This window comes from Nocardioides ureilyticus (assembly GCF_051280745.1).
Taxonomy (GTDB): domain Bacteria; phylum Actinomycetota; class Actinomycetes; order Propionibacteriales; family Nocardioidaceae; genus Nocardioides.
This window is the reverse complement of sequence record NZ_JBNCOG010000020.1, coordinates 27,617-45,622: the sequence shown is the minus strand read 5'-3', so window position 1 is coordinate 45,622 and position 18,006 is coordinate 27,617. Positions and strand designations below refer to the sequence as shown.

Annotated in this window: 15 protein-coding genes; 8 read left to right on the top strand and 7 right to left on the bottom strand. The window is 74.5% G+C overall.

Going from position 1 to position 18,006, the window contains the following annotated elements:
- Positions 1 to 45 precede the first annotated feature (45 nt).
- Both ACSMHG_RS12585 and ACSMHG_RS12580 read left to right on the top strand, forming a co-directional pair.
- Positions 46 to 684, top strand: a complete 639-nt coding sequence (locus tag ACSMHG_RS12585; protein WP_435745483.1) for a DUF3000 domain-containing protein — start codon at positions 46 to 48, stop codon at positions 682 to 684.
- On the top strand, positions 681 to 2,015 hold the full coding sequence (locus ACSMHG_RS12580; RefSeq protein ID WP_435745481.1) for an HRDC domain-containing protein: 1,335 nt from the start codon (positions 681 to 683) through the stop codon (positions 2,013 to 2,015). The genes ACSMHG_RS12585 and ACSMHG_RS12580 overlap by 4 nt, the downstream gene beginning before the upstream one ends.
- Positions 2,016 to 2,062: 47 nt before the next feature.
- Here the strand turns inward: ACSMHG_RS12580 and ACSMHG_RS12575 are convergent, their stop codons facing one another.
- Positions 2,063 to 3,457, bottom strand: a complete 1,395-nt coding sequence (locus tag ACSMHG_RS12575; protein ID WP_435745479.1) for an ABC transporter substrate-binding protein — start codon at positions 3,455 to 3,457, stop codon at positions 2,063 to 2,065.
- Between the two features lie 387 nt (positions 3,458 to 3,844).
- Here ACSMHG_RS12575 and ACSMHG_RS12570 point away from each other — a divergent pair, with 387 nt between their 5' ends.
- Positions 3,845 to 4,414: a hypothetical protein gene (locus ACSMHG_RS12570; RefSeq protein ID WP_435745477.1), complete on the top strand. Its 570-nt coding sequence runs from the start codon at positions 3,845 to 3,847 to the stop codon at positions 4,412 to 4,414.
- A gap of 126 nt (positions 4,415 to 4,540) precedes the next feature.
- Here ACSMHG_RS12570 and ACSMHG_RS12565 read toward each other — a convergent pair whose 3' ends face one another.
- Together ACSMHG_RS12565 and hrpA are read right to left on the bottom strand one after the other, a co-directional pair.
- Positions 4,541 to 5,134, bottom strand: a complete 594-nt coding sequence (locus ACSMHG_RS12565) for a hypothetical protein (RefSeq protein ID WP_435745475.1) — start codon at positions 5,132 to 5,134, stop codon at positions 4,541 to 4,543.
- Between the two features lie 40 nt (positions 5,135 to 5,174).
- Positions 5,175 to 9,119, bottom strand: coding sequence for an ATP-dependent RNA helicase HrpA (gene hrpA, locus ACSMHG_RS12560; RefSeq protein ID WP_435745473.1), 3,945 nt, complete (start codon positions 9,117 to 9,119; stop codon positions 5,175 to 5,177).
- A gap of 191 nt (positions 9,120 to 9,310) precedes the next feature.
- Between hrpA and ACSMHG_RS12555 the strand changes: the two genes are divergently transcribed.
- Positions 9,311 to 10,879 carry an FAD-dependent oxidoreductase gene (locus ACSMHG_RS12555; protein WP_435745470.1) on the top strand — a complete coding sequence of 523 codons (1,569 nt, stop codon included), beginning with the start codon at positions 9,311 to 9,313 and terminating at the stop codon, positions 10,877 to 10,879.
- Here the strand turns inward: ACSMHG_RS12555 and ACSMHG_RS12550 are convergent, their stop codons facing one another.
- Positions 10,880 to 11,287, bottom strand: coding sequence for a hypothetical protein (locus tag ACSMHG_RS12550; RefSeq protein ID WP_435745467.1), 408 nt, complete (start codon positions 11,285 to 11,287; stop codon positions 10,880 to 10,882).
- A 157-nt stretch (positions 11,288 to 11,444) separates the two neighbouring features.
- Here ACSMHG_RS12550 and ACSMHG_RS12545 point away from each other — a divergent pair, with 157 nt between their 5' ends.
- From ACSMHG_RS12545 to ACSMHG_RS12535, 3 genes are read left to right on the top strand one after another with little or no spacing between them, the layout of a single operon-like run.
- On the top strand, positions 11,445 to 12,200 hold the full coding sequence (locus ACSMHG_RS12545; protein ID WP_435745465.1) for a hypothetical protein: 756 nt from the start codon (positions 11,445 to 11,447) through the stop codon (positions 12,198 to 12,200).
- Entirely contained in the window at positions 12,197 to 12,619 is a 423-nt protein-coding gene (locus ACSMHG_RS12540) for a phage holin family protein (RefSeq protein WP_435745463.1), read from the top strand. The genes ACSMHG_RS12545 and ACSMHG_RS12540 overlap by 4 nt, the downstream gene beginning before the upstream one ends.
- Positions 12,595 to 13,221 carry a DUF3618 domain-containing protein gene (locus ACSMHG_RS12535; protein WP_435745461.1) on the top strand — a complete coding sequence of 209 codons (627 nt, stop codon included), beginning with the start codon at positions 12,595 to 12,597 and terminating at the stop codon, positions 13,219 to 13,221. Before ACSMHG_RS12540 ends, ACSMHG_RS12535 begins: the two co-directional genes overlap by 25 nt.
- 200 nt (positions 13,222 to 13,421) lie before the next feature.
- Here the strand turns inward: ACSMHG_RS12535 and ACSMHG_RS12530 are convergent, their stop codons facing one another.
- A complete protein-coding gene (locus ACSMHG_RS12530; protein WP_435745459.1) occupies positions 13,422 to 15,020 on the bottom strand; it encodes a phytoene desaturase family protein in 1,599 nt (532 codons plus the stop codon).
- A 4-nt stretch (positions 15,021 to 15,024) separates the two neighbouring features.
- Entirely contained in the window at positions 15,025 to 16,008 is a 984-nt protein-coding gene (locus ACSMHG_RS12525; RefSeq protein WP_435745456.1) for an SDR family NAD(P)-dependent oxidoreductase, read from the bottom strand.
- Positions 16,009 to 16,163: 155 nt separating this feature from the next.
- Here ACSMHG_RS12525 and rocD point away from each other — a divergent pair, with 155 nt between their 5' ends.
- Complete coding sequence (rocD, locus tag ACSMHG_RS12520) at positions 16,164 to 17,402, top strand: ornithine--oxo-acid transaminase (protein WP_435745454.1); 1,239 nt, start codon at positions 16,164 to 16,166, stop codon at positions 17,400 to 17,402.
- Here the strand turns inward: rocD and ACSMHG_RS12515 are convergent.
- The gene (locus tag ACSMHG_RS12515) at positions 17,382 to 18,002 is read right to left on the bottom strand and encodes a TetR/AcrR family transcriptional regulator (protein ID WP_435745452.1); all 621 of its coding nucleotides are present in this window, start codon (positions 18,000 to 18,002) and stop codon (positions 17,382 to 17,384) included. The two genes, rocD and ACSMHG_RS12515, sit on opposite strands and share 21 nt — an antisense overlap.
- Positions 18,003 to 18,006 lie beyond the last annotated feature (4 nt).

The following is an 18,006-nucleotide window of genomic DNA, read 5'->3' as shown; positions in this document are numbered from 1 at the left end:
GCGTGTTCGCACATCGGTTCGAGCGCCGCGACCTAGGCTGGACCCATGGTCGTGCGTCAGGAGACGCATCCGGGGACGGGTGCTGCGGCGAGCCCGCCGGAGTTCCGGGACGCCGTCGACAGCATGCGCGCCGCCCGCCTGCGACCCGAGGTCCTCTGCGAGGAGATGCCCGCACCGCAGCGGATCGCGCCGTACGCCGCCGCCCTCAGCGCCGACGTGACGGTCGACGGCACCGACGTCGGCACCGGGCGGATCATCCTGCTCCACGACCCGGCCGGCAACGACGCGTGGGACGGCACCTTCCGGTGCGTCGCCTACGCACGCGCCGAGATCGAGGTCGACATGGTCAGCGACCCGATGCTGGCCGAGGTCGGCTGGTCCTGGCTGACCGAGGCCCTCGACGCCCACGGCGCGACCTACGCCATGGTCTCCGGCACCGTCACCCGCGTCGCCACCGAGAGCTTCGGCGGCATGGCCGACGAGGGCGGCACGGCCCAGCTCGAGCTGCGGGCCTCCTGGACGCCGGGCGCGCCGGCCGGCTCCCCGTCGGGTGCCGGTCCGGACATCGGCCCCCACGTCGAGGCCTGGGGCGAGCTGCTGTGCACGGCGGTCGGACTGCCGCCCGTTCCCGACGGGGTGACCGTGATGCCCAGTCGTCGCGGCCAGCGGGGCCCCGCACGTTGACCGGGGAGCCAGCCGAGGACGGAGCTGCCGTCGAGGCGCAGGACCAGCAGCAGGGCGGGGCCCAGGAGGTCCAGCCCGAGCCGGCCCCGCTGCTGACGCTGCGCGACGGCCTGCCTCCGGTGGTCGACTCGCCCGAGGCCCTGGCCCGGGTCTGCGAGCTCGTCGCGGCGGGCAGCGGCCCGGTCGCCATCGACGCCGAGCGCGCCTCCGGGTACCGCTACTCCAGCCGCGCGTACCTCGTCCAGCTGCGCCGCGAGGGCGCCGGGACGGCCCTCGTCGACCCGATCGCGTTCGACGACCTCGCACCCCTGCAGGAGGCCCTCGAGGGCACGGAGTGGATCCTGCACGCCGCCACCCAGGACCTCCCCTGCCTCGCCGAGGTCGGCCTGGTGCCCCACGCCCTCTTCGACACCGAGCTCGCCGGCCGGCTCCTGGGCTACCCGCGCGTGGGCCTCGGCACGCTGGTCGAGACGGTGCTCGGCTTCCGGATGAAGAAGGAGCACTCCGCGGTCGACTGGTCGACCCGCCCCCTGCCGGCGCCGTGGCTGGAGTACGCCGCGCTCGACGTCGAGGTCCTCGTCGAGCTGCGCGACGCCCTGGCCGCGGAGCTGGTGGCCGCGGGCAAGGACGAGTGGGCGCGCCAGGAGTTCGACCACCTCCGCTCCTTCGAGCAGCCGGCCCGCGTGGACGCGTGGCGGCGTACCTCGGGCCTGCACCGCGTCCGCGGCCGTCGCGCCCTCGCGGCGGTCCGCGCGCTGTGGCAGCTGCGCGACGAGATCGCCGAGCAGCGCGACGTCACGCCCGGCCGGATCATCCCGGACGCCGCGATCATCGCCGCCGCCACCGCCATGCCGCAGGACCGGAGCGCCCTCCTGGGGACCAAGGGGTTCCACGGCCGCGGCGCCGAGCGGTACGCCAACCGGTGGGTCACCGCGCTGCGCGAGGTCGCCGCCCTCGACGACGCCGACCTGCCGAGCCGGAGCCCGCGCGGCGACGGCCCGCCGCTCCCGCGCGCCTGGGCCGAGAAGGACCCGGTCGCCGCGACGCGGCTGCAGCTGGCGCGCGAGGCGATGACCGCGCTGGCCGAGCAGCACGACGTGCCGGTCGAGAACCTGCTCACCCCCGACTACCTGCGTCGCACGTTGTGGACGCCGCCCGCGACCCGGGAGCCGGGCGAGCTGCTCGACGCGGTGGTCGCGATGCTGCAGGGGTACGGCGCCCGCTCGTGGCAGATCGCGCTGGCCGCGCCGGTGATCGTGCAGGCCGTGCTCGACGCCGACGCCGCGCCGCAGGAAGCGCCGCAGGAGGCGCCGCCGACCGACGCGGACTGATCGGCGACGGCCGCCCGCACCGTCTGCCTCGAGCGGCCCGCTGCGCCTCAGTCCGTCGGCTCCTCGCCGCCGTCCTCGCCGGACTCGGGGGCCTCCTCCTGCGCCTGCTCCTCCAGCTCGGCGAGCTCCTCGGCGTAGCCCTCGGGGTCGAGCACCCGGCGCGACTCGAGGTCGATCTCCTCGGTGACCGCCTCGAGGTCCAGGTCGGGCGCGGAGGTGACCAACGAGCGGATCTCGTCCTCGACCGCGGCCGTCAACGCATCCCAGTCGTCGAGGATCGGCGGCAGGTAGAGCGCGCGCAGGGAGTCGGTGTAGACCGCGGCGTGCGCGGGCGCACGGCCGGGCTGCAGGAACGCCTCGGAGAGCGCGACCTCCAGGTTGGCCGGCATCAGGTAGCCGGAGCGGGCCACCCGCTCCACCGACTCGGTCGAGGTGGCGTGGACGAGGAAGTCGGCGGCCTCGGGGATGCTCTCGGAGCGCGCGGACAGGCACAGGCCGCTGATCTCGCCGACAGTGGCGGCGGTGCTCAAGGTGGGCATGGGCATCACGTCGAAGCGCAGCCCCGGCACGTGCCGGAGCTCGGGGACCGACGAGCGGAAGCCCGGCAGGATCGCGAGGCGGCCCTGCTTGAACCACTCCAGTGGCGTCGCGCGGCGGAGCCGGTCCTCGGTCAGCGTCACCTGCGGGTTGCGCAGCAGCTCGAGCGTCCGGGTCAGCGCCTCCCTGCTCTCCTCGCTCGAGAACGCCGTGGAGGTCGGCGTGGTGTCGTCGTCGAAGACGTCGCCCCCGCCGCTCTCCACGAACGGCGCCAGCCCCTGCAGGGTCGGCTCCACGTGGACCCCGCGGGTCCCCCGCCGGGGCCGGGTCGCGAAGTCGACGGCGGCGGCGAACTCCTCGAAGGTCCACCGCCGGTCCTCCTCGTCGTCCGGCGCGGGCAGCTCGCGGGCGCGCATCCGGTCGAAGTCGACGAGGTCGGTGTTGTAGTAGAGGACCATCGGCGAGATGCCGTAGGGCATGCACTGCAGCCGGGACTCCGTGGAGAACGCCCGCAGGGCGTCGCGGGAGTAGCCGTCGCCGAAGTCGGTGCCGCGCTCGTCCAGCAGCTCGTCGACGGGCCGGGTGATTCCCTCCTCGAGGAGCCAGGCCAAGTCGCGCCGGGAGGCCAGGAAGACGTCCGGGATGCGGCCACCGGCGCGGAGGGCGTCGGCCAGCGCCTGCCGGTTGGTCCAGGACCGCAGCTCGACCTGGCTGTCCTCCGCCGTCGCGTTGTAGGTGTCGACCATGGCCTGGTAGGCGCTGATCTCGTCCGGCTCGCCCCACACGCCGAAGAGCAGCCGGGCGGGCTTCGCGTCCGCCGACGGGCTCGGGCCGGCGGGCGGCTCGGAGGTCCCGCCGGTGCACCCGGCCAGCAGGAGCGAGCACGCCACGGCCAGGCCGGCCACTGCCCTGCCTCCTCGGACCACGCCCCGCACCTCCTGCTCGCCACGGCCACCTCGGCCGCCCGACGTTCCACCGCGACCGGGTCCGGACGCGTCCGGCCACCCTACCGAGCGGTCGTCACCCCCCGACGGCATGTCGCACCCGCCGTGCGACGCCTGCGCTACCTACGATGGAGCGTGCTTCCCCGCGCGTCGCTCCTCGCTGCCCTCGTCCTCGCTCCCGTCACCGCTCTGGCCGTCTCCGGGTGCGGTGGCTCCGAGCCGCCTCCGACGGCCGACCCCGCTGAAGGGCGGCCGACCGCGAGCGCCTCCGCGACCGCGACCGCCGTTCCGCCGACGGCCTCGACCAGCACACCTCCGACGGCGAAGCCGCGGCGTGAGCGGACCCTCGTGCCGATCGAGTCCGCCGTACCGCTGGCCAAGCCGTCCCGGTCCCACCTCCTCCCCGCCGACCGACTTCCCCGGCTGGGGCGCGACCTCACCTGGGCCCGCACGACCGACGACGCCGGTGGCGGGCCGGTCGGTGCGTGCCAGCGGGCGTCGCTGGTCGACATCGGCGCGCTGGACGCCGTGCGCCGTACCTCCGAGACCGCCGACGGCCGCGCGCGGGTCACCCAGGTCGTGGCCCGGTTCCCCGACCGCACCTCCACCTGGCGGGCGCACGAGGTGCTGCGCTCGTGGCGGGCAGACTGCGCCGAGGAGCTCGGCGGCCGGCGGTCCGACGTCGGCGCGCTGGAGCCGGTGCCGGTCCGCACCGGCCACGGCGAGGCGTACGTCGCGGCGTACCGCCCCTCCGACGGCTCCGCGGCCGCGGGCATGCGCACCGCCGGTCTCGGCATCGTGCGCAAGGGGAGCTGGCTCGTGGTCGTCGAGGTCGCGACCGACGCGCGGACCTGGCCCTCCGGCTGGGACCCGACGCGCAAGGCCGTGCGCCGCATCGCGGCGACCTTCGAAGGCTGACAGGCCCGAGAAGACTGACGAGCACGCCGGACCGGGAGCGCCTCACGGCGCGTGGCCGCTCGTAGCGGCTAATTGTGGGACCCGGGGCTGCCGCGGCCCGACGTGCTCGTGCTCCAGTGTAACGACCTACTGGAGGCGGTGGGCCAGCTCCGAGTGACCGGCCGCCTCCAGCTGCTCGGAGAGCACCAGCATCCGCCGGACCTCCGCCTCCGACGGCTCGGCGAGGTGCGCCCGACCCGTCGCCACGACGCGGGCGAACGCCGCGGCGCGCAGCAGCACGTCGGCGAAGTCGCTGCTGGTGATCCCCCGGAGCACCTCGTCGACCATCGACCTCAGCTGCTCGGGCCCCGGGGGGTCGGCCACGCCCGCGACCACCCGCGCCACCTGCGCCCGGGAACGGCCGGCCTCGAACTCCCGCGCCACGGCGACCGGCTCGGCGTGGACCCAGGAGCGGAGCAGGAACAGCCGCCACAGCGCCCCCGCCAGGGAGTCGGCCGGCGCCCCGGACCAGACCTCGGCGATCGTCTCGATGCCCTCGGTGTCGGCCAGGTGGAGCAGCCGGTCCGCCACCGCCGCGTCGGCGCTCTCGCGCGCCCCGCGCACCAGCAGGTGGGCGGCCCGGTCCGCGGCCTCGGTCACGAGCGCCGGGTCGGTGCCGCCGACGATCTCGGCGAAGAAGCCCGCGCCGGGCGTCATGGGGCGGTGGTGCTGTCGACTCACCCGCCCGAAGATACGCCCGACGTGGGAGCCGGGGGCGGGTTCAGGACCGGCCGGCGGCCTGGCCGGACGCCTGGGCGAGGGCCTTCCGGATCCGCTGGTCGCTGACCGGGTACGCCGTGCCGAGCTGCTGGGCCCACAGCGAGACGCGGTACTCCTCGAGCATCCAGCGCACCTGCCGCAGGGCCGCGCCCGGTGGCCGCCCCTCCGGCAGCGCGGCCACCGCGTGCAGCCACGACTCCTGCAGGTCGGCGACCTGGTCCATCAGCTGCCGGTCCCGGTTGACCGCGGCCCCGCCGTCCTCCAGCCGCTGCCGACGCTGCAGGAGGGCCTGCAGGTAGCGCGGGTAGGCCCGGAGCTGGGTCGCACCCGCCGCCGAGACGAACCCGTCGTGCACCAGCCGCGCGAGCTGGGCCTTGAGGTCGGAGAGCGCCGGGAGCATCGTCATCTCGGCACGGCCGCTGAGGGCCTTCTCGGCCTGGCGCCACAGGTCCAGGACCCGGACCAGGTCGACCAGCACGCCGCGCAGGTGCGCCTCCTGGTCCTGGGCGGCGGCCGCGACCAGCGCGTCGTACGCCGCCTGGTCGCGCACCGGCGGCCGGCCGTCGACGAGGTCCTGCAGCACGGCGGCGCGGCAGTCCTCGAGCAGCGCGGTGACCGAGGAGTACGGCGACCCGGCCAGCGCCAGCTTCTCGTGGTTGGTGAGGCTGTCGAGGACCGCCTTGACCGGCCCTCCTCGCTGGTCGCGCCGGTCGAGGCCGAGCTGGAGCAACCGCCGCACGCCGAGCCGGTGCCGCGCCTCCTGCTCGTCGGCCGACCCGAAGACCTGCAGCCCGACGGTCGACCCCTCGTCGACCAGTGCGGGGTAGGCCTTGACGTCGTGGCCCGCGCGCTTCTGGGTGAACGACGCCTCGACCGTGCCGAAGACCCACCCGGTCTCGCCGGTGCGCGCCAGGCCGCTCTCGCTGGCGACCTCCTCCAGCGCCTGGGCGAACTTCGGACGCAGCGGCGCCTTGAGCGCCTCGAGGTCCTTGCCACGGGCCTGCTCGCGGCCGTCGTCGTCGACGACCCGATACGTCGGCCGGAGGTGCTCGGCCACCTTCGACCAGTCCCACGCCTCACGCGGGACCACGACGCCGGTGGTCGAGCGGAAGTAGCGCTCGAGCGCGTCGAGCAGCGGCTCCTCGCCCGGAGGAACCGCGGCGAGGAACTCGCGGGCCTTGTTGGGCGCCGGCACGAAGTTCACCCGCAGGCTCTTCGGCAGGCTGCGGATCAGCTCGGTGACGAGCTCCTCGCGCAGGCCAGGGACGTTCCAGGAGAAGTCCTCCGCGGCGACCCGGTTGAGGGTCGCGACGGGCACGTCGATGGTCAGGCCGTCCTCGTCGGCGCCCGGCTCGAAGTGGTAGCTGATGGGGAAGGTGAGCCCCTCGGCCTGCCACTCCTGCGGGTAGTCGGCCTCACGCACCTCCTCGACGGTGTCGTGGGTGAGCATCGCCGGGTCGAAGGTGAGCAGGTCGGGCCGCCGCTGGCGCTCGCGCTTCCACCAGGTGTCGAAGTGGGCGCCGCTGACGACCTCCTCGCCGACGCGGGCGTCGTAGAAGTCGAAGAGCGTCTCCTCGTCGACGACGATGTCGCGCCGCCGGGCCCGGTGCTCGAGCTCCTCGGCCTCCTCGAGCAGCCGCTTGTTCTCCGCGAGGAACCGGTGCCGGGTCTGCCAGTCGCCCTGCACCAGCGCATGGCGGATGAAGAGCTCGCGGGAGACGACCGGATCGACCTTGCCGTACGACACGAGGCGGTCGGCGACCAGCGGCACGCCGTACAGCGTGGCCCGCTCGTAGGCCATGACCGCCGCCCGTTTCCGGGACCAGTGCGGCTCGCTGTAGGTCCGCTTGACCAGGTCGCCGCCGAGCCGCTCGGCCCACTCGGGCTTGATGGCGGCGTTCTGCCGCGCCCACAGCCGGCTGGTCTCCACCAGCTCGCCGGCCATGACGTACGTCGGGTACCGGCGCGCCAGGCCACTGCCGGGGAAGATCGCGAACCGCGCGCCGCGGGCGCCCAGGTACTCCCGGGGCCCGCGCCGCCGGCCGTCCTTGCCGCGGTCCTTGCCGCGGTCCTTGTCCCGCTCCTCGAGCAGCCCGATGTGGGAGAGGAGGCCGGAGAGGAGGGCCTGGTGGATGCCGTCCGAATCGACCTCGCTGGTCGAGCTTGTCGAGCTTTGCATCGAGCTTGTCGAGATGGCGCCTGCCGGGTGCCCGACCTCGATCTTCATCTCCTTGCAGACCTGGCGCAGCTGGGACTCGAAGTCCTGCCACTCGCGTACCCGCAGGTAGTTGAGGTGCTCGGCCCGGCACATCCGCCGGAAGGCGCTGCTGGAGAGCTCCTTCTGCTGGGCCTTGAGGTAGCGCCACAGCTCCAGCCAGGTGAGGAAGTCGCTGTCCTCGACCTTGAACCGCGCGTGCAGCTGGTCGGCGCGGGCCTGCTCGGCGGGGTGGTCGGGGCCCGGCCGCTCGCGGGGGTCCTGCAGCGAGAGCGCGGCCGCGATGACGACGACCTCGCGCACGCAGCCGAGCCGCTCCGCCTCGAGGATCATCCGGGCCAGCCGCGGGTCGATCGGCAGGCGCGCCAGCCGGCGGCCGAGCCGGGTCAACCGTGGCTGGCCGCCGCTGCCGTTCCCGCCGCCCCCGCCCCCGGTGGGCGCCAGCGCGCCGAGCTCCTCGAGCAGCTGGACACCGGCGGTGACGTTGCGCCGGTCCGGCGGCTCGACGAACGGGAACCGAGCCAGGTCGCCGAGGCCGAGGCTGGCCATCTGCAGGATGACGCTGGCCAGGTTGGTGCGGAGGATCTCGGGGTCGGTGAACTCCGGGCGGCCCTCGAAGTCCTCCTCGGAGTAGAGCCGGATCGCGATGCCCGAGGAGACCCGGCCGCAGCGCCCGGAGCGCTGGTTGGCCGAGGCCTGGCTGATCGGCTCGATCGGCAGCCGCTGCACCTTGGTGCGCACCGAGTACCGGGAGATGCGCGCGACGCCGGTGTCCACGACGTACTTGATGCCGGGCACGGTCAACGAGGTCTCGGCGACGTTGGTCGCCAGCACGATCCGCCGCCCCGTGTGCGGCGCGAAGACCTTGTGCTGCTCGGCCGCGGAGAGCCGGCTGTAGAGGGGGACGACCTCCGTCCCGCCGCCGCGGGTGCTCTGCGTCAGCTCCGCGAGGGCGTCGGCGGTGTCGCGGATCTCGCGCTCGCCGGGGAGGAAGACCAGGACGTCGCCGGGACCCTCGGCCGAAAGCTCCTTGACCGCGTCGACGACCGCCTCGGTCTGGTCCCGGACGACGGTCTCGCCCTCCTCGTCGTCCTCGGCGAGCTCCATGAGCGGGCGGTAGCGGACCTCCACCGGGTAGGTGCGCCCGGAGACCTCGATGATCGGCGCCGGGCGGCCGCGCCGGTCGCTGAAGTGCTCGGCGAAGCGCTCGGGGTCGATGGTCGCGCTGGTGATGACCAGCTTGAGGTCGGGCCGCTTCGGCAGCAGCCGCTTGAGGTAGCCGAGGAGGAAGTCGATGTTGAGGCTGCGCTCGTGCGCCTCGTCGATGATGATCGTGTCGTACTTGCGGAGCATCCGGTCGCGCTGCAGCTCCGCGAGGAGGATGCCGTCGGTCATCAGCTTCACCCGCGTCGCGCGGGACGTGCGGTCGGTGAACCGCACCTGGTAGCCGACCGGGCTGTCGGCCCCGCCGAGGTCGGTGCCGAGCTCCTCCGCGATCCGCTCGGCCACCGAGCGTGCCGCGATCCGGCGCGGCTGGGTGTGGCCGATCAGCCCGCCGTCCTCGGCCGCGCCCCGGCCCCGGCCGAGCTCGAGGCAGATCTTGGGCAGCTGGGTGGTCTTCCCGGATCCGGTCTCACCCGCGACGATCACGACCTGGTGGTCGCGGATCGCGGCGGCGATGTCCTCGCGCCGCTGGGTGACCGGCAGCTCCGGCGGGTAGGTGATCTCCACAACCGGTCCATCATCCCAGCCCGGTGGTCGTCGGACCCAGCCGGTTTCGGGTCGAGCGCTTCCGCGGGCCACCGGGATCGTTCAACTGCGGCTCTTGTGCTGTCTCCGTGGGTCAGGATCGGCCGGGGAGCGCGCAGCCGACGGGTGGGAGCGCGGTTGCGGCCGGAACGGCGAGCGATCACGATCTCGGCGTGACCGGCGACGACGCGTTCGACCCCTCCCCGCGCGACCTGGCGGAGCACGACGTCGTGGTGGTCGGCTCCGGCGGCGGCGCGCTGGCCGGCGCGGCCCTCGCCGCCCGGGCCGGGCTCTCCACCCTCGTGGTGGAGAAGACCGCGTTCCTCGGCGGCACCTCGGCGTACTCCGGCGGAGCCTGCTGGCTGCCCGGCAGCGCCGTCCAGCAACGGGCGGGCCTGCCCGACTCGACCGAGGGCGCGCGGGCCTACCTCGAGGCGATCCTCGAGGATCCCGACCGCGACCGGTTGGAGGCCTTCCTCGCGCACGCTCCCGAGCTGGTCGCCGAGCTGGAGTCCGACGAGCTGATGGACTTCGAGTGGCTGCCGTTCGCCGAGTACTACGACGCGCCCGGGCGTGTGCCCATGGGCAGGTCCATCCAGCCGGTGAAGGTGCGCCGCGACGACCTGCCCCCGGAGGTGGCCGTCTGGGTGCGTCCGCCCGTCGAGCTGGACCGCGCCGGCGAGCCCGGTCGGCGGACGCTCACCGGCGGGCAGGCGCTCGTCGCCCGGCTGGCGGCGATGCTGGTCCGCGACGGCGGCACCGTCCGCACCAACCTGCCCGTCACCGGCTTCGTGACCGACGACGACGGCGCCGTGGTCGGTGTCGCCGCGATGAGCCCCGAGGGACCGGTGCAGCTGCGCGCACGCCGCGGCGTCCTCGTGGCGGCCGGCGGGTTCGAGGGCAACGCCTCGCTGCGCGAGGAGCACGGCGTACCCGGCTCGGTGGCGTGGACCATGGCGCCGCGGGAGACCAACACCGGCGAGCCGCTCGAGGCGGCCGTCGCGCTCGGGGCGGCGACCGACTTCTCCCCAGGCGGCTGGTTCTGCCCCGGCCTCGAGCAGCCGGACGGCGGAGGGTCGTTCACCCTCGGCTTCCGCAGCGGCCTGATGCTCGACCAGCACGGCCGTCGGTACGCCAACGAGTGCCTCCCCTACGACCGGTTCGGGCGTGCGATGGCGCAGGAGCCGGAGCGGGTGCCCTCGTGGTTCGTCTTCGACTCCCGCGAGGGCGGCCGGCTCCCCGCGATCGCGATGCCTGAGGGTGACCCGGCCGAGCACCTCGCCGCCGGCACCTGGGTGCAGGCCGACACGCTGGACGGGCTCGCCGCGGCGACCGGGCTCCCCGCGGACGCGCTCGTCGCGTCGGTGGAGCGGTACAACGGGTCCTGCGCCACGGGGGTCGACGAGGACTTCGGCCGCGGCAGCGACGAGTACGACACCTTCTTCGCCGCCGGCGAGGGCCCGAACAGGGCCCTCACCCCCTGCGACCGACCGCCGTACCTCGCGGCGCGCTTCGTCCTCTCCGACCTCGGCACCAAGGGCGGTCTGGTCACCGACGCCGCCGGCCGCGTGCTCCGCCAGGATGGCACGCCGATCCGAGGGCTCTACGCGTCGAGCAACTCGACGGCCTCGCTCTTCGGCACGGTCTACCCCGGCCCGGGTGCCCCGCTCGGGTCGGCGATGGTCTTCGCCTCGCTCGCGGTCAAGGACATGCAGGCCCGCGCGCCGGCGGCGACCGGCTGATCACGTCGCGCTGCCCGACTCCTCCTCCGGGGCCGTGCTCGGCGACAGCGGAGCCCCGGGGAGGCGGCCCCTGCCGCCCGGCCCGCCCTGCCGGTCGCCGCGGCCGTCCCCGTCCCAGCCGACCTGCCGTGGCGTGTCGCCGCCCCCGGCGGCGTCCTCGGTCGCAGCCGCGTGCACGAGGGCGCCGCCACTGCCACCGATGACGAGGCACGCGAGCCCCACGGCGACGATGCTCCGCAGCCGGAAGGTCCGCTCGCGCAGCGACCCGCCACGCGGCCGCCACGCGCCGGCCCGCTGGCGCCACGAGCGGCGCGGCGGCGCGTCCCCGGAACTGGTGGCCGGCGGGGGCTGCGGCGCGGGCCCCGATGCAGCGGCCTGGATGGGGGTGGTGTGGTCGTCGTCGTCCATGGTTCGAACGGTGCGCCCCGGACCTGTGTGACCGCTGTGCCCGAACCCAGGCGTCGCGGTGAGTGAGGACGGCTCCTCATCCCGGCGGGTGAAGCATGCCGCGCCCTGGCACGGGCACTGGCAGGGGTACATCCACCCTATCCCGGAGGGACACCACATGACGACCGACACCAGCGCGACGGACCGCGCACAGCAGGCCGCCTCGACCGCGGCCGACGAAGGTCGCCACGTCGCGGGTACCGCCGCCGACGAGGCGAAGCAGGTCGCCGGCCAGGCGGCCGAGCAGGCTCGCAGCATCGTGAGCGACACCCTCGGTCAGGCGACCAGCCAGGCCAGCGAGCAGGCCCGCTCCCAGCGCGACCGGCTCGTGAGCACCCTCACCACCCTCGGCGACGACCTCGACGGGATGGCCGAGCAGGCGCCGGGTGGGCTCGCCACCGACCTCACCCGCCAGGCTGCGGAGCAGGTCCGCGCGATCGGCAACCACCTCGACGGCCGCGAGCCCACCGAGATGCTCGAGGACGTGCGCCGCTTCGCCCGCCAGCGCCCCGGCACGTTCCTGCTCGGCGCGCTCACCGCCGGCGTGGTCGCCGGCCGGCTGCTGCGCGGCGCCGGCGACGGCGCGGCCGGTGCTGCCGCGAGGCCTCGGACGCCCGCCGTCCCGGCCACCACCACGCCGGCGACCACCCCCACGACCACGCCCACGTCGTACGCCGCTCCCGCGGGCGGACCGCTCGCAGGTGGCCCGACGCACACCACGGGCACCGCCGCTGCGCCGACCGGCACGGCGACCACCAACCCGCCGATGCCGAGCGCGACTCCCGGCCAGCCGACGCAACCCTCGCGCGACGAGATGTCCGGCCCCGAGACGGGCTACACCGGCGGGGGCCTCAGCTCGGAGGACCGACTGTGAGCACACCCGCGCACCAGACCCACGACCCGACGAAGCCGAAGGACGACCGGAGCCTCGGCGACATCGTCAGCGACGTCAGCACCGATCTCAGCACCCTGATCAAGCAGGAGATGGCGCTGGCGAAGACGGAGATGAAGCAGGAGGCCAGCAAGGCCGGCAAGGGCGCCGGCCTGCTCGGCGGCGCTGGTCTGGCCGGCTACATGGTCCTGCTGTTCGGGTCGCTCGCGCTGATGTTCATGCTCGACAGCTGGATGCACACGGCGTGGGCCGCCCTGATCGTCATGGGGGTGTGGGGCGTCGTCGCAGCCGTCCTCGCCCTCACCGGCCGCAAGGCCCTCAAGGAGAGCAACCCCGAGCTGCCGAAGACGCAGCAGACCCTGAAGGAGGACGCGGAATGGGCCAGAGCACAGAAGAGCTGACCACCGAGATCGAGGGCACCCGAGCACGGATGGCCGGTGACCTGGACGCGCTCCAGGACCGGGTCAGCCCCTCGGCGATCGTCGACCGCCGCAAGGCAGCAGCCCGGGGGCGGTTCGCGTCGATGCGCGACAGGGTGATGGGCACCGCCCACGACGCCCGCGACACGGCCATGCACAAGGCTGGCAGCGCGAGCGGCACCATGAAGCAGAAGGCGAGCAGCACCGGGGACTCGATGCCTTCGACCTCGGACGTGACCGGCGCCGCGCACTCGGCCGTCGGCACCGCCCACTCGCAGGTCCAGGGGTCGCCGCTGGCGGCGGGATTGGTCGCCTTCGGCGCCGGCCTGATCGTCTCCTCGCTCATCCCGGCCAGCAAGGCCGAGGCCGAGGCGGCGCACCAGACGCTGGAGACGGTGAAGGAGAAGGGCCAGCCGCTGCTCGACGACGCTCGCTCCGCGGGCGAGTCGCTCGTGCAGGATGCCAAGGACCAGGCCGCCCAGGCCGCCCAGGAGGTCAAGGGCTCCGCGGCCGATTCGGCCCAGAAGGTGAAGCAGGAGGGCCAGTCCTCCGCCGAGTCGGTCAAGTCCGACGCCCAGAGCTGACGGGCACACCGCGCGGACTGACCGTCCCGCGCTGAACAGCGAAGCGGCCGCACCCCTCGAGGGCGCGGCCGCTTCGTGTACCCGGAGCGGTCCACGTGGCACTCCCGCACGGTCCACGTGGCACTCCCGCACGGTTCGACCGTGCACGGCTCCCACCTCGACCGTGCGGGGCTCCCACCTCGACGGGGTCGGGGGGTCGGTCAGCGGCCGGGGACGAGCCGGCGCACCCGGCGGTGGGCGACGGCCGCGCGGGCGGCGTTCATGCCGCAGGCTCCGTGCACGCCGCCGCCGGGGTGGGCCGAGGCGGAGCCGAGGTAGAGGCCGCGGACCGGCGTCTCGGAGCGTCCCAGGCCCGCGACCGGGCGGAAGACGAGCTGCTGGTGCAGCTGGGAGGTCCCGCCGTTGACGCCGCCGCCGATGAGGTTGGCGTTGCGCGCCTGCATCTCCCTCGGGCCGAGCACGCGGCGGGCCATCACCTTGGAGCCGAAGCCGGGGGCGAGCTCCTCGATCCGTGCCTGCATCCGGTCGGCGAAGCGCTCGCACTCGTCACGGTCCCAGACACCCCGGACCGGGTCCTCACCGAGGTCGCGGGCGACGTCCTGCGGCACGTGGGTGTAGGCCCACAGCGACTCGGTGCCGGCCGGCGACCGGGTCGGGTCGCTCGTGGTCATCTGCCCGGCGAGCATGAACGGCCGGGCCGGGATCGTGCGGGCGTTGACGTCGTGGAGCGCGGCGGACATCTGCTCCACGGAGTCGGCGACGTGGAAGGTGCCGGGCGCGTGTGGCGGCTCCACCCGCCACGGGACCGGGCCGTCGAGGGCCCAGTCGACCTTCACGGTGCCGGGGTCCATCTCGAAGGAGTCCATGCGCTGCAGCAGCCGCGCCGGCAGGTCCTCCGGCGCGACCAGGCCGCCGTAGAGGTGCGGCGCGACGACGTCGGCGACGACGGCGTGCCGTGCGGCGTACCGCTCGCCGTCCACGGTGCGTACGGCGCTCGCCCGGCCGCGGTCGACCTCGACCCGCACCACCTCGGCGTCGCAGCGGATGGTGCCGCCCAGCGCCCGGACCCGGCTCGCCAGCGCCTGGGCGAGCATGCCGGCGCCGCCCTCGGGGACGGGGTAGCCGACGGTCTGGCCCAGCATGGTGAGCAGCAGGCCCATCAGGCCGGAGCCCGGCGCACCGAGCGGGATGTCGGAGTGGCCGGCGTTGCCGGCCAGCAGGATCCGCGGCGCCAACCCGCCGAAGCGGTGCCGGCCGAGGTCGACGACCGGGGTGAGCATCTCGCGCACGAAGTCGAGGCCGCCGACGCTGCGCAGCCGCGCCAGCGCGGAGAGGCCGGGCCGGACCGGCGGGAACGGCGTGAGCAGCGCGCCGACGACCTGGTTGCCGATGCGGTCCCACGTCTCGCAGAGCCGGAGCCAGGCGTCGCCGTCCCCGGGGTGCTGGGCCTCCATGAGGGCCGCGGTGACGGTGCGGTCGCGGTGCAGCATGGCCCACTCCCCCGACGGCAGGCAGTGGCCGAGGACGGCGGGCGCGTGCCGCCACCGCAGGCCGTGCTCCTCGAGGTGGAAGGAGCGGATCGTCGGCGACCCGGCCGCCAGCGGGTAGAAGGCGCTGAAGGTGTCGTGCACGAAGTCCGGGTGCAGCTCACGGTCGCTGCGGACCGCGCCGCCCACGTCGGGCTGGGCCTCGAGGACCAGCACCGACCACCCCTGGTCGAGGAGGTGGTTGGCGGCGACCAGCCCGTTGGGGCCCGCGCCGATGACGACGGCGTCGTACGACTGAGTGCCGACGGTCACCCAGTCACCTCCGCAGGTGGGTGAGGACGTTGCGGGTGATGCCGACCAGGGCGTTGCCCTGGTCGCCGTGGATCTTGTTGCCGCTCTGTCGGGAGGCGAGCACGTTGCCCGGGTGGGGCTCGACGGGCCGCAGCCGGTCGATCGCCCCGTGCCGGAAGAACGGGCCGATGATGGCGTCGTAGACGAACGGCAGCGCGGTGAAGCCGAGCCGGATGACCTCGTTGCTCAGCAGCAGCTGGGAGCGGGCCAGGCCGCCGCCGACGCGGGAGAGGATCTGCCGCGCCACCCGCTCGGGGCTGGCCACGGGCGGCGGCGGACGTCCTTCGAAGCCGTCGTAGTTGGCCGCCTGCTGGTAGATCGGCGTGTCCACGCCACCCGGCGCGACGTAGGAGATGTGCACGCCCTTCTTGTCGGCGTTCTCGATGGCCAGCTGGCGGGCCAGCGAGCGCACGCCCCACTTGCTCACGACGTACGCCGACATGCCGGGCACGGCGATGTGGCCGACGACCGAGCCGACGAGGGTGAGCGTGCCGTGGTCCTGGCCCCGGAGGACGGGGACGACGTGGCGCGCGACGTTGGCCGAGCCGTGCAGGTTGGTGCGCAGGACGCCGTCGAAGACCTCGGCCGGCACCTCCTCGGTGCGCCCGTAGGCGACGACACCGGCGGCGTTGACGAACGCGTCGAGCCGGCCGTGGCGGGCGAGCACCTGGTCGACGAGGTCGCGGACCGCGTCGTCGTCGCCGACGTCGGTGGGGACGACCATGGTGGAGGCCGCGCCCGCGTCGTCGCACTCGGCGGCCACCAGGTCCAGCGACCCGATGCCGCGGGCGGCGAGGACGAGGTGGGCGCCGTCGGCGGCGGCCTCGAGGGCGGTGGCCCGGCCGATGCCGCTGGAGGCGCCGGTGATGACGAGGACGGCGCCGGCGAGCTCGCCGGTCGCCCCCGACGGGATCTCGCCGTTCGCCGGGGAGCTGGGGGTGGGAGGCATGCGCGCCCCGTACCCGGCGTACGGACGCGGCAACCCGTGGGGCCGTCGGCTTGGTCCTGGGCACGGCGGCGGCCACCATCGAGGAGGACCAGCCGGAAGATTCGGCGCCCGGCCGGATTGTCTGACAATCTTGGCGCGACCTACGAGGAGGCCCCATGACCGTCGTCAGCGACGCCACCGCCGACATCCGCACCGCGTTCGCGCGTGCGGAGGAGCGGACCGCCCACAACTACCACCCGCTGCCGGTGGTCGTGGAACACGCGGAGGGCGCGTGGATGACCGACGTCGAGGGCCGCCGGTTCCTCGACCTCCTCGCCGGCTACTCGGCGCTGAACTTCGGCCACGGCCACCCCGAGCTGCTGCGCGTGGCCCACGAGCAGCTCGACCGCCTCACGCTCACCAGCCGCGCCTTCGTGCACGACCAGTTCGCCGGCTTCTGCGCCGCTCTGGGCGACCTGTGCGGCAAGGAGCTGGTCCTGCCGATGAACACCGGCGCCGAGGCCGTCGAGACCGCGATCAAGGTCGCCCGCAAGTGGGGCTACGAGGTCAAGGGCGTCGCGGCGGACCGGGCGAAGATCATCGTCGCGCAGGGCAACTTCCACGGCCGGACGACCACGATCGTGGGCTTCTCCGACGACCCGGACGCGCGGGACGGGTTCGGGCCGTTCGCGCCCGGCTTCGTGCAGGTGCCGTACGGCGACCTCGCGGCGCTCGAGGCCGCGATCGACGAGGACACCGTCGCGGTGCTCATCGAGCCGATCCAGGGCGAGGGCGGCGTCGTGCTGCCGCCCGACGGGTTCCTGCGCGGCCTGCGTGAGGTGTGCACCCGGACGAACGTGCTCATGATGGCCGACGAGATCCAGGCCGGCCTCGGCCGGACCGGCCGCACCTTCGCGTGCGACCACGAGGACGTCGTGCCCGACGTCTACGTGCTCGGCAAGGCGCTCGGCGGCGGCATCGTCCCCATCTCCGCCGTGGTCGCCGACCGCGAGGTCCTCGGGGTGCTCCGGCCGGGCCAGCACGGCTCGACCTTCGGCGGGAACCCGCTCGCCTGCGCGGTGGGCCGCACGGTCGTCGACATGCTCGCCACCGGCGAGCACCAGGCCCGGGCCACCGAGCTCGGGGTCGTGCTGCGCGAGCGGCTCGAGTCGCTGGTCGGCCACGGCGTCGTCGCCGTCCGCACCCGGGGCCTGTGGGCCGGCGTCGACATCGACCCGACGGTCGGCAGCGGCCGCCAGGTCTGCGAGGCGCTGATGGCCCGCGGCGTCCTCGCCAAGGACACCCACGGCTCGACGATCCGGCTCGCCCCGCCGCTGGTGATCAGCCTCGAGGACCTCGAGTGGGGGCTCGACCAGCTCGCCGAGGTGGTCGGCTCAGGACCGCTCCTGGGCTGACCCCCGCTGCGCGGCGGCCTCGACGAGGGAGGGCAGCGAGCCGGCCACCACGTCGAGCAGCTGCTCGCGGGTGACGCCGGTCGGATCGGCGACCCAGGCGAGCACGAGCTCCTCGACCATCGCCGACCAGCCGCGGACCAGGAGGCGGTTGACGGCGGTGTCGGGGATGACGTCGCCCCACGGGTCCTCGGTGAAGATCCGGCCGGTGAGCGCGGTGCGAGCCTCCTCGTAGATCTCGCGGAGCGTGTCGTTCCCGCTCGCGGCCCCCTTGACCAGGGAGACGTAGCCGGCGTGGTTGGCCACCACGTAGTCGACGTACGCCGTGACCGACGACAGCAGCCGCTCCAGCGGCTCGCCGTCCTCGGGCGGCGCGGTCTGGGCGATGAGGTCGTCCGCGGCATGCCGGACGACCGCCTCGTGGAAGGCGTGCTTGCCGCCGAAGTAGTGGTAGAGCAGCCCGCGGCTGATCCCCGCCTCCTCGGCGAGCACGTCGATCGACAGCTCGTCGAGCGAGCGGGTCGCGAGCAGTCGCACGCCCAGGTCGAGCAGCTGGGTGCGCCGCTCCTCGGGCGAGAGCCGGGTGCGTGTGGGTGCCGTCACGCCC

Coding starts and splice junctions, on each gene's coding strand:
- rocD (WP_435745454.1), top strand. CDS start 16,164: ATGACCGTCGTCAGCGACGCCACCGCCGACATCCGCACCGCGTTCGCG.
- ACSMHG_RS12585 (WP_435745483.1), top strand. CDS start 46: ATGGTCGTGCGTCAGGAGACGCATCCGGGGACGGGTGCTGCGGCGAGC.
- ACSMHG_RS12535 (WP_435745461.1), top strand. CDS start 12,595: ATGGGCCAGAGCACAGAAGAGCTGACCACCGAGATCGAGGGCACCCGA.
- ACSMHG_RS12525 (WP_435745456.1), bottom strand. CDS start 16,008: ATGCCTCCCACCCCCAGCTCCCCGGCGAACGGCGAGATCCCGTCGGGG.
- ACSMHG_RS12550 (WP_435745467.1), bottom strand. CDS start 11,287: ATGGACGACGACGACCACACCACCCCCATCCAGGCCGCTGCATCGGGG.
- ACSMHG_RS12545 (WP_435745465.1), top strand. CDS start 11,445: ATGACGACCGACACCAGCGCGACGGACCGCGCACAGCAGGCCGCCTCG.